General features: G+C 29.8%; 10 protein-coding genes, 1 tRNA gene and 1 rRNA gene. All 12 read right to left on the bottom strand.

From position 1 onward, the window contains the following. Nucleotides 1-123: 123 nt before the first annotated feature. Nucleotides 124-918 (bottom strand): hypothetical protein, encoded by a 795-nt coding sequence (locus NMG77_RS01115; RefSeq protein WP_255045955.1) that lies wholly within the window; start codon nucleotides 916-918, stop codon nucleotides 124-126. A gap of 583 nt (nucleotides 919-1,501) precedes the next feature. Then, nucleotides 1,502-3,019 (bottom strand): 16S ribosomal RNA (locus NMG77_RS01110). Between the two features lie 120 nt (nucleotides 3,020-3,139). Further along, nucleotides 3,140-4,876: an MATE family efflux transporter gene (locus NMG77_RS01105; protein ID WP_255034863.1), complete on the bottom strand. Its 1,737-nt coding sequence runs from the start codon at nucleotides 4,874-4,876 to the stop codon at nucleotides 3,140-3,142. Next, nucleotides 4,860-5,495, bottom strand: coding sequence for a YtpR family tRNA-binding protein (gene ytpR, locus NMG77_RS01100; RefSeq protein WP_255034862.1), 636 nt, complete (start codon nucleotides 5,493-5,495; stop codon nucleotides 4,860-4,862). The genes NMG77_RS01105 and ytpR overlap by 17 nt, the downstream gene beginning before the upstream one ends. A gap of 2 nt (nucleotides 5,496-5,497) precedes the next feature. Then, on the bottom strand, nucleotides 5,498-6,373 hold the full coding sequence (locus NMG77_RS01095; protein ID WP_255034861.1) for a DegV family protein: 876 nt from the start codon (nucleotides 6,371-6,373) through the stop codon (nucleotides 5,498-5,500). A gap of 106 nt (nucleotides 6,374-6,479) precedes the next feature. Further along, on the bottom strand, nucleotides 6,480-7,664 hold the full coding sequence (tuf, locus tag NMG77_RS01090; RefSeq protein WP_255034860.1) for an elongation factor Tu: 1,185 nt from the start codon (nucleotides 7,662-7,664) through the stop codon (nucleotides 6,480-6,482). 225 nt (nucleotides 7,665-7,889) lie between these two features. Continuing rightward, nucleotides 7,890-7,964: transfer RNA gene (locus tag NMG77_RS01085), tRNA-Trp, on the bottom strand. A gap of 5 nt (nucleotides 7,965-7,969) precedes the next feature. Continuing rightward, nucleotides 7,970-8,203 (bottom strand): phosphopantetheine-binding protein, encoded by a 234-nt coding sequence (locus NMG77_RS01080; protein WP_255034859.1) that lies wholly within the window; start codon nucleotides 8,201-8,203, stop codon nucleotides 7,970-7,972. A 41-nt stretch (nucleotides 8,204-8,244) separates the two neighbouring features. Continuing rightward, on the bottom strand, nucleotides 8,245-8,844 hold the full coding sequence (locus NMG77_RS01075; protein ID WP_255034858.1) for a DUF5452 domain-containing protein: 600 nt from the start codon (nucleotides 8,842-8,844) through the stop codon (nucleotides 8,245-8,247). After that, nucleotides 8,844-9,926, bottom strand: a complete 1,083-nt coding sequence (locus tag NMG77_RS01070) for a DUF5443 family protein (protein WP_255034857.1) — start codon at nucleotides 9,924-9,926, stop codon at nucleotides 8,844-8,846. The genes NMG77_RS01075 and NMG77_RS01070 overlap by 1 nt, the downstream gene beginning before the upstream one ends. Further along, the gene (locus tag NMG77_RS01065) at nucleotides 9,920-10,255 is read right to left on the bottom strand and encodes an MG284/MPN403 family protein (RefSeq protein ID WP_255034856.1); all 336 of its coding nucleotides are present in this window, start codon (nucleotides 10,253-10,255) and stop codon (nucleotides 9,920-9,922) included. The genes NMG77_RS01070 and NMG77_RS01065 overlap by 7 nt, the downstream gene beginning before the upstream one ends. 267 nt (nucleotides 10,256-10,522) lie before the next feature. Next, nucleotides 10,523-11,947, bottom strand: coding sequence for a proline--tRNA ligase (gene proS, locus NMG77_RS01060; protein WP_255045954.1), 1,425 nt, complete (start codon nucleotides 11,945-11,947; stop codon nucleotides 10,523-10,525). Nucleotides 11,948-12,046 lie beyond the last annotated feature (99 nt).

Here is a 12,046-nt window from a genome sequence, read left to right as displayed (position 1 = left end):
TTCTAAACATTATTTATATAAATAAAAGGATCGCAATTTTTAATAAGATTTAAGAGTTTTCTTGTTATTAACTTCTTTTTATCTTGTATATAAAAACAAGAATGCATCCGAGATGCATTCTTATTATTTTCAAACTTGGTAATTATTATCCATATCTTGTAACGAAATGTAATTCGCTTTTTTTAGTCTGTATTCAGTTAATAATCAAGGAAGAAATATTTGACCAAAATATTCTGATTTAGATGAAATTCTTAATTCTTTCTTTAATTTTTTTGTTTTAATAATTCGACTAAAGAATTTAACAGTCGCAACAACTAGAGTTACTAATAATATTATTCCGGTTACATAAGATATCGGCGCATAAACAATAAACGAAACAAATTTTATTGATCCTAAATTACTCAAGGAATTGGTATTTAAATAAATAACATTAACTATCAATAATATTGAAATAATAATTGAAAATAATATTTGCGTAATTGACATTCAGTTAAATAAATTTTTCGTCGCTAAATTATTCGGTCTAATGATTCGATCAGAAAATTTATTTGCCGTTTTCTTAAAAATAAGGAAATCTACTACAACACCAATTAACGGAATTATTGATAGAATTACCAATCAAGAATCAATATTAGTTTCTGTTTTAATAATTTTTCTAAGACTAACTTTATTAATTCAATAAACCAGATTTAATCCAAAAGTAATCCCTATACCAGCTAGCCCAATTATTAAAAAAGCAATTGATGCATTAATAAAAAGAATGCCATTTTGTGATTTATTTTCATTCATATGATCTAACTGATTCGGATCAATATTTGATAAGTAAACATAGACCGCAATAAAAACAATCAAGCTTACCAACATTATAATGTTTAAAACAAACCCACGGTAACTAAAAAAACTTAAAATTCTTTTCATGATAATATAACCACTTTTTATGTTTTTATACACATTTGCATTCAAGGAATAATTTAATGTATTCAAAACATTGACTGGAATAACATAATGCTCTTTTAAAGAGTTTTTCAACTACTTTTAAATATTAATTTAGATGTATTTTTATACATTTACTTAATCGACTGGTGATCAAGTGTTTTATAATATCGACATTAAAAGTAGTGATTTCATATTATATTAAACTCCTCTTTATTGATACAGCTTAAATAAGTTATAACAATTTCATTATAATACACTTTTCATAAAAATCTAGTAACAATTTTTCTAATAAAAGACTAAAAAATAATTTTTAATAACTTGATCTTTATCAAATTATTAAAAATTATCGGTAAATATAATAAAAAAACACCGGTTTGATCCGGTGAATAAGAGGGTTTCTAATGATAAAAATATTAAATGCCCCTTGATAACTGAACAGAATCTGACCAACAACTTTTAGTTAATAAATTTGCTTTAATGGGTTTAACCTTTTTGTTGGATTTTATTATTTCACCGTTATATGTAACAGGTGTATATCGTGTTAGTGTATTAATATACTCCATAGAAAGGAGGTAATCCACCCCCACGTTCTCGTAGGGGTACCTTGTTACGACTTAACTCCAATCACCGGCCCTACCCTAGACATGCGCTTCCTTGCGGTTAGCAACACGGTTTTAGATATTACCAGCTCTCATAGTTTGACGGGCGGTGTGTACAAGACCCGAGAACGTATTCACCGCGACATGGCTGATTCGCGATTACTAGTGATTCCGACTTCATGAGGGCGAATTGCAGCCCTCAATCCGAACTGAGACCAACTTTACAGATTAGCTCCGCCTTACGGGTTTGCGACTGTTTGTATTGGCCATTGTAGCACGTTTGCAGCCCTAGACATAAGGGGCATGATGATTTGACGTCATCCCCACCTTCCTCCAACTTACGTTGGCAGTCTCGTTAGACAAAGTAACTAACGATAAGGGTTGCGCTCGTTGCGGGACTTAACCCAACATCTCACGACACGAGCTGACGACAACCATGCACCACCTGTCATTGGGTTAACCTCCATTATATTTCTATAACTTCGCCCAAGATGTCAAGTCTAGGTAAGGTTTTTCAGTGTACCGTCGAATTAAGCAACATGCTCCACCACTTGTGCGGGTCCCCGTCAATTCCGTTTGAGTTTCATTCTTGCGAATGTACTACTCAGGCAGGATGTTTAATGTGTTAACTGCAGCACCGAAGTATTCGCTCCGACACTTAACATCCATCGTTTACAGTGTGGACTACTAGGGTATCTAATCCTATTTGCTCCCCACACTTTCAAGCCTAAGCGTCAGTATTGGCCCAAGTCCTCGCCTTCGCCTCTGGTGTTCTTCCATATATCTACGCATTTCACCGCTCCACATGGAGTTCCGGGACTCTCTACCAAACTCTAGACTAGAAGTTTCCAATGCATACAATCGTTAAGCAATTGCTTTTAACACCAGACTTTCTAATCCGCCTGCGCTTGTTTTACGCCCAATAAATCCGGATAACGCTTGCAACCTATGTATTACCGCGACTGCTGGCACATAGTTAGTCGTTACTTATTCAAATGGTACCGTCAGGTCAATAGCTTTCCACTCTACTGACTTTTCTTCCCAAATAAAAGAACTTTACAATCTAAAAAGACCTTCATCGTTCACGCGGCATTGCTCCATCAGACTTTCGTCCATTGTGAAAAATTCCCTACTGCTGCCTCCCGTAGGAGTATGGGCCGTGTCTCAGTCCCATTGTGGTTATTCTACCTCTCAGCATAACTACACGTCATCGCCTTGGTGGGCCATTACCCTCACCAACTAGCTGATATGCCGCACCCTCATCTTATAGCGAAGCAGTTGCTTCTTTAAAGTTATTCTCATGCGATAATTAACTTGTTATGCGGTATTAGCTAATCTTTCGACTAGTTATCCCCCACTATAAGGCAGATTGGATACGTGTTACTCACCCGTTCGCCTCTAATGTATTGCTACATCCGATCGACTTGCATGTATTAGGCATGCCGCCAGCGTTAATCCTGAGCCAGGATCAAACTCTCAGAAAATGACAGATTCTATTCAGTTTTCAAGAAGCATTTAACTAGCTACCAGTTTATTATCGATTGATAGCCTTTAAAAGTATATCATAATATTTTGATTATGCAATAACTTTTTTCAAAAAATTTTTATTTTTTTTCAATTTTATTATTTTTATCTAAATATTTTTTCATCAACATTCCAATATCATACTTACTAACAAATTCTCGATATTTATGAGCAAATGGTATTGAAATGATTCAGTTACATAAACAAGCTAGTATTGCATTTATTGGTTGAATTCAAATATATAGGAATATATTGTTTTTATTAATAGATAAATAATACATGGTAAAGAAAACTGGAATAAATGTAAATAAACCTTGCATTAACGAACTGATTCAAGCCATTCCAATTCTTTGAGTAGATTGAAATAATAATTGCGCGTTCATACTTAACGCAATAAAAATTGATTGCACTAAGGTGATTTTTAATATGATATTTGCAATAATTAATTTATCGTGATCTTCAATATTAAATAAACCATTTAAGAAAACGTTATTTAATCCAAATATAAATGTTAAATAAACAATGATCGAATAACAAAAAGCGATTAATGGAACATATCAATAAATTTTTGTAATGTCATTGAAATTCCTTTGACCAAATTTATATCCAGCAACAGTTCTACCTCCGTTTATTAATCCTCAAACTGATTGCAACATTAGGTTACTTATTGGTGTGATTGAACCAAAAATTGATTGATAATAATTTGGTGGTAAATTCGGCTGAATTTTTTCTGTCACACTTACTAGATTAGTTTGAAATATGGCATTAGAAATTGATAGTGCTGCATTTCTAAAAAAACTAGCAAGCCCAATCAAGAAAATTAAATATAAATAGTTTCAATTAAAATTAGCCTTTTTAAAAATGCCTTGATAAACTAGATAAGTTTCATTTTTCTTGATCAATAAAATATTGTAAGTAAGATAAGCCAAACAGTTTAATCCTCATCCAATAACAGTAGCATAGGCTGCGGCTGCTATTCCAGAATTTGTAAAACGAATTAGTAAATAATCAAAAATAATATTAATGATATTAGCTAATGGAGGAATAATTGAAATAAAAAGCTGTCTTCCTTCAGCTTGATTAAGCAAGAAATACATCTGATTCATCGATTGAATCACGAATAAACCAGCTAAAACATATACATAATTACATGCATTGTTTATTTGCAATTCTTTAAATCTGGCAAAGAATCTACTGACTATTTGACCATCGACTGAATTAACATCAAAAGCAGCATTCATATTATTCATACTTCCATTAGCAGAATTAGTTAATCAAACTCTAGCGACACTTACGATAATTAAAGATGAAGCTATACTAACTACTAAATTAGTCGTAAAACCTGTTGATCATACTTCTTTAATTTTAGCTTCATTACCACTACCCAATGCTTTAGAAAATTGGTTAGCCATACCCATTGTAATTAATAATGTTAAAGCATTAATTATCACTGTTATTGGAGCCGATATTGAGATAGAGGCTCTAATTAGATCATTGATATTGAAAACTAGTACATTTAAATTTTTAGAAGCCTTTACATAATCATTGTAAGTTCAGGTTTGATTATTACTATCAACGAAATTAAAGTAATTGTTATCAAAAATTGATGCTGGATTTAGATCAGATTTTATAACAAACTTTACAATCATTATTTGATCAATAAATATGTATAATGCAGAAAAAAAAGAGACAAAAATTGACGGAATAATAAAACGTAATAAAACAACAAAAAGGCGTTTGTCATTAAACCTTTTTGTTATTTTGTCATTTAGTTGTTTTTTTGTTTCTAATCTTTGACTATTAATATTTGAAGTCATTAGAGTTACTGTTTATGGTTGTTTCGAATTCTGAACCAACGATAGCATCATCATTAAGAATTAGTATTTTATGATCATCATTACTCATATTAGTTAAACCTAATTCATTTTCTGAACAAATCATACCTGAAGATTCTAGATTAAACAATTCAGATTTTTTAATATGTTTACCGTTGTAAATGAATCCATCAACTTGAACCACCACAACCTTTATTCCTTTAGATACATTAGAACCACCACAAACAATTGATAATGGTTTTTCTTTAGCAATATCCACTATACAATGGTTTAAATGTGTTCCTTCTACTGGATTAACTTCAATTACCTGGCCAATTAAAAAAGCAGATTCTAAGTTGTTTATTTCAGTTAAATATTCATTAACCAAACATTCTTTAAGCTCTTTAGTTAAAAAAACTAATCCTTTATTTTTAATTAATGATGATAATTTTTCTTTTTGCGAAACATTTAGAATATTGAAACTAACAATGTCGTTATTGTTGTTGTAAAAATAAATTACATCGCCAATTTGTTTATTACTAGCGATAGTTGATGGATCTTTTATGTATCCAATCATTGTATCTTGAAGATTTTCAAAAGAATAATACAGTGTTACTTGCATAATTAATCTTCCATTTGCACTAATAGAGCGTAATTAGAAATTCCTGTATGTACAGCGATAACAGGTGAGAAACGAACTATTTTAATTTCAACATCTGATTTTAATAACGATTTGAATTCGTTAAGTACTTTTTGATTTTCATTATCATCAAGAATGGTAGTAACGATCGCTGCTCGCTTAATTTTTTTAGATTTTAATTTGATTTTTTCCTCAAGGAAATCAATTAAATTATTTTTAGCCGCTAAATCTGTTTTTGTTTTATCAAAATACTCTAAACCACCATTAGTAGGCATCATGCTAATTAGTAATTTAAGCTTTAAAGTTTTGACAAAAACCGCTTTAAACCCTTTTAATCTTCCACCAGCAATTAATTGACTTACATCTGAAACTACTAAAACTCCACCGAAGTTTTTCTTCATCTTAGCAATAAATGCTTCAACTTCTTTTGGATCTACTTCATTATTTTTAGATTCTAGGAACTTTCTTATTTCTTCCAACATCCATACTATTCCGATTTCAACATTACCTAGATTGAAAGCGAAGAATTTTCCTTTAAATTCAGATTCTAAACTTTTTCAAGTCGCATAGTTGCTTGATAATTTTTCAGAAATCGGCAGCCCAATTACATAATCATATTTTTGGGTTAATTCTTCTAATGTTTGTTGTAGAACTCCTATAGATGATTGAGAAGTTTTAAATTTTGAGCCACTTTTAATTTTTTCATCTAATTTTTCTAAATCCATGTCATAACTTGCGTTATGAACAGTTTGCTCTGAGTTTTTAGTTTCAATTATACCTAATGGTACTAAGTATATATGTTTAGATTCATCACCTAAAATATTTGATGAGGAATCTATAACAAAAGCGATTTTTTTCAAAGTTAAATACTTCCTTATTGTTATTTATAAATAAAACTAAGGAACATTGTTCCTTAGTTATTATAATTTTTATTATTAAAAATGAATTATTCTAGTAATTAAACTACTATTCTAATACTTCAACTACAGTACCAGCACCTACAGTTCTACCACCTTCACGGATAGAGAACTTAGAACCTTTTTCACAAGCGATTGAAGAAATTAACTCAACAGTAATTTCTGCGTTATCACCAGGCATAACCATTTCAGTTCCTTCTTTTAATTGAATTGAACCAGTTACGTCAGTAGTTCTGAAGTAGAATTGAGGTCTGTAACCATTTAAGAAAGCAGTGTGACGACCACCTTCATCTTTCTTAAGTGCATAAATTTCAGCTTTGAACTTTTTGTGCGGAGTAATAGAACCAGGTTTAGCTAATACTTGACCACGTTGAACATCTTTACGATCTACACCACGAAGTAAGATACCAGCATTATCACCAGCCATAGCTGATTCTAATTCTTTTCTGAACATTTCGATACCAGTTACTACTACTTTTCTAGTTTCAGTAATACCAACGATTTCAACTTCTTCAGATACTTTAAGTTGACCACGTTCAACTCTACCAGTTACAACTGTACCACGACCAGTAATAGTCATAGTGTCTTCGATAGGTAATAAGAATGGTTTATCAACTTCACGATCAGGAGTTGGGATGTATTCGTCAACAGCCTTCATTAATTCGTGAATTTTTTCTTCTCATTTAGCTTCACCGTTAAGAGCGCCCAATGCAGAACCTCTGATGATTGGAGTGTTGTCACCATCAAATCCGTAAGATTTAAGAAGGTCTCTAACTTCCATTTCAACTAATTCTTGCATTTCTGGATCATCAGCAACGTCACATTTATTTAAGAACACAACCATCTTAGGAACGCCTACTTGGCGAGCTAATAAAATGTGTTCACGAGTTTGAGGCATAGGACCATCAGTTGCTGAAACTACTAAGATACCACCGTCCATTTGAGCAGCACCTGTAATCATGTTTTTAACATAGTCAGCGTGACCAGGACAGTCAACGTGAGCATAGTGACGATTTGCAGTAGAGTACTCTACGTGAGCAGTGTTAATTGTAATACCACGTGCTTTTTCTTCTGGAGCCGCATCGATTTCATCGTACGCTTTAGCTTCAGATGTACCAGCTTTTGCTAACACGGTACAAATTGCTGCGGTTAATGTAGTCTTTCCGTGGTCAATGTGACCAATTGTTCCGATATTAACGTGGGGTTTACTACGATCGAACCTTTCTTTTGCCATTTTTTAAAATATTTCTCCTTAAAAATTTCTAAAGTGAAACGGTCTTGAACCGTGTTTACTTATAGCGCTATGTATTTTTATATTATATAGCTTTAATGCTAATATATTATATTATTAAAAACCTTTTTTTAATAAAAAGTTACTTTTTTTTACAAAAAGTTTTCACAAAAAAAGAAAAGACGCATTATCTGCGTCTTTTCTTTTTTTATAAAACTTATCAAATAATGGCAGGGGTGACAGGACTCGAACCCACAACACTCGATTTTGAAGACCGATGTTCTACCATTGAACTACACCCCTAAAGATTATTTCTTAAGTTCTTTTATATAATGAACTAAATCATTTATAGTTTTAATTTTCATCAATTTTTCATCAGAAAATTCAATATTGAACTCAGATTCCAATTCAACAATAATATCAAATAGATCTAAAGAATCAATACCTAATTCTTTGTAACTTTTATTCATATTCGAATCATTAAGAGTTACAGCCATTTTTTTCTTTTTAGCTATATTATTGATGACGCTTAAAATATCCATAAATGCTTTATTAGTATATCAATTTAAAAATAAATTGACAATTATTCATTATCGATAGTCAATTTATCTTTTACTCTTAAAACAAACTGATCTCAAAATTTAACAGTTTTATTTTTGTACGTTAAAGCTTTTTTAAATGATCAAACAGCATTGATACTTATTGATCTGCTAGGGTTCTCAATATAATAATCAATATTTATAAAAATATCATCATTGTTATTGCGAAATTTTGGCGATGACCTTATAGCTTGATAAACTCATTTCTTAATATTTCTTTTGAATAGATTAACATCAAATCCACTAAAAGGTCGATCATTGTTATTTTGATTTAAATAATCACGATAGTTAATTAAAGAATCTAAATCACTTATCTTATAAAGATATTTGTAAATTTCAACATAATAGTAATAATATTTATTTGAATCTATCGAATTTTCTAAAGGATATTTTTTAAGACTTGGAAGAATTTGATTTTTATTATCTTCATTATTTTCTATTTTATTCTTACCTTCAATTTTCCCTTCATCTTTTTTAATAGTTTTTGTGCTCGAAAAATAAGTAGCTACCGCCAACCCAACAGTACCAAAAAACAGAAAAGATGAAAATAAACCAATCACTATTTTTTTATAAATTTTATTCATTATTCAACTATTGCGTATGAACCTATAGATTTAATAACCTTCGGAAAAATATCAATAAAATCAAGTTTACTTTGGTTATCTAACCAAGAGAAATAACTAAATGTATTAGCAGCTTCAAGATCGTACTTGACTTTATTAATTAATAAACTTATTTGTACAGAATACAAACCTTCACCACCATTCGGTAAAAAGAAATAATGATTGTTTATTCCTCTATCTAAAATTTCATTAGTATTTGTGTCGTATATGTAATTACTCTCTAAACCAAATTTAATATCTGTATTGGGAGGATATGTTATTTGACTTCTCTCTGAAATATTAAAGCTTTTTGGCGATCCGTTAACAGAAGAAGAATATCGGAAAGAGATTTTGTAATTAAATACAGTTACAACTGAATTTATATTTAAAGTAATTAATTCCTTAATCTGATCTAAATCACTCAGATGCGTATAGTTAGGTTGGTATCAACTTAATTTTCTTTTTTCAGAATTTTCGTATGAAGAATCAACCTCTTTTTCACCTCTTCTTTTCTTAAAAAATAGGTAATTATTGAACTTAATTTTAGTTGTAATTCTAGAATTTTTTAAATTTTCGATTAATAACCTAAGAGCATTAGATTCTAATGAATCTTTAATTCCATCTAGGATATCTTTTTGCAGGTAAAAATCAATTACGACCGGTAATTCTATACCTTCTTCAAATTTTTCGGTAGTAATTTTTTCAATAGGAACAACAACTTTTATTATCGCTTTTTTAGTTTTGAAATTATCCTCTTCATTAACTAAATCAATTAATGTTGGATATATTGTTCCAGCAATTGAAACATTACTCTGAACAAAGTTGGGAGGCAGAATTGAATCATTTTCAATTATTACCTCGAAATTTAAATGGATGTTATTTTTATCCGATCATGTGTTTTGAAAATTTAATGATGCTCTGAAATAGATCGGATTTCCGTTATCATCAAAAAGGATCTTTGAATTTTTATCTTTTAAAGGTATTAGTTTTCATCACGTATCTTCTTTATTGATGATAATTGGTTTATTATTACTATCAAAGATAATATGATTAGTAATTAACATGGGTTAGTTTGATACATAATTCCCATCGAATAAAAGAAATTTGAGCAAGCTCTATTTAATAATCTATAAAAACTCGCACAACTGTAATTAAACTCAGTTCTATGTTTTCTTTTTAAGAAAACATCAATTAGTATATTTTTTTCTTCTTTTTTAAGTTGTTTTAAAGATGTTTCAACTAATTGAATATAAGATAACATATCTGATGAATTATCTTCACTAAAATCTTGGTTAAATACACTTTTTATAATTTCACTATTATCGATTCGTTTTCTAAAAAATTCATATCTTTTTAAATATTTCTTAGCATCATTTATCATTTGTTTATTCATAGAATGATCTCCAGATATTTTTAAGTTTTCTATTCAAGATATGTCTTTACTTTGCTAAAAGGAAGAAAAATTGTTTATAATTATTGTTGTTGAATTTTAAAAAAGCAAAAATATGGATTTTGAATAGGTTAGATCTTATAATAACGACCTAACTTAAATATAACCCATATTTTTGCTTATTATATGTTATTTTATATATCAATAGTTTTTATTTAATCTTAAATAAATTCGTTTGATATTTATACTTTATATAAGTAAGAATATTTCTTAATAAGAACGAGCAAAATATATTTCAACTTTTGCTTGTTTATTGGAGATAAAACATTTTTCATTAGTTTTATCATCTAAACGTTTGATAATACATCTTGACGAAGCTTTAGTCTTTTCTTTAATTTCTTTTTCGTATTGTTCTTCATCACAATAATAAACTTTTACGAATTTACCGGATTCGATTTTTTCTTTGAATTCATCAAATGTTTTAGCGGTATCAACTTTCGTTTCAAAAACTGCTTGAGCTTTTTCGTAAAGTTTTTTATCAAACGAACCGAATAAATCTTCTATTATTTTGTCTAAATTGTCAAGACTGATAAATTGTTTTTGTTTGCTAATGCGATCCATAAAAACAATTTCATTTTTCTTTAAATCGTTTGGACCCATCATTAAGATACAACAATCTCCACGTTGTTGCGAGTTCTTAATTTTTTCACCAGTAGAATCTTTTGATAAATCTAAATGAACACGGTATTTTTTCGATAATTTTTCGTTTAATTCGTTTAATTTAGATAATAATTCTTCGTTTGTATTATCAAAAATACAATTTAGAGAAATGTGATAAGGCGCTACAGTAGTTGGGAAGACTAAACCATCATCATCCCCGTGAGTCATTATGATAGCACCGATAATTCTTGTTGATATACCAGCTGACATCGTATAAACATGTTGGTAATCATTGTTTTTAGTTTGGTATTTGATATCAAACGCTTTAGAGAAGTTTTGCGATAAGTTATGTGATGTTGCGCTTTGTAATGCTTGACCATCAGGCATAATTGTTTCAACTGTGTAAGTAGTTTTAGCGCCGGCAAATTTTTCTACTTCAGTTTTTTCTCCAGCCACTAATGGAATGCATAAAACATTTTTAATAAAATCTTGGTAAAGATTTCAAATGTTTAATGCGAAGTCGTTTGATTGTTCTTCAGTTTCAAAACAACTGTGAATTTCGTGTCAGAAAAATTCACTATTTCTAAGGAATGGACGAGTGTTTTTTTCAACTCTAAAAACGCTAGTTCATTGATTGTGTTTTATCGGTAATTGACGGTAATTTCGCAATGTTTCACGTCATAAATTACAAAATGAAATTTCAGAAGTTGGTTTTAAAACATACTTCTCATTTTCATTGCTTGTTTTAGTAACTAAAAATAGTTCTGGAGCAAAACCTTCTAGATGTTTTTTTTCTAATAAAAAATCGTTATGGCTTATTAATGATGGTAAGCAAAGTTCTAGAATTCCTCTTTTTTCAAATTCTCTAGTTAATTCTTGTCTTATTTGTTGTCAGATCTTTCAACCATTAGGAAGAAATGACATAAACCCTTTAATATTTGAATAATGGATTAGATCACCCTTACTAATTACTTCAGTATATCAGTCAGAAATATTAGCTTCTTTAGAAGAAGTTAAATTTTTTTTGAAACTCATAAATTAATTTTTTTTAAAAACGGTAACTGAAAGAATGCTTAAAATAATTATCACCACAATAACCAAAATAATTGTGATTGATAATATCATTCTATTCCT

This window comes from Mycoplasma bradburyae, from assembly GCF_024339025.1.
Taxonomy (GTDB): Bacteria; Bacillota_I; Bacilli_A; order Mycoplasmatales; family Mycoplasmoidaceae; genus Mycoplasmoides; species Mycoplasmoides bradburyae.
The sequence above is the reverse complement of the archived record's forward strand: the minus strand, read 5'-3'. Positions and strand labels throughout refer to the sequence as shown.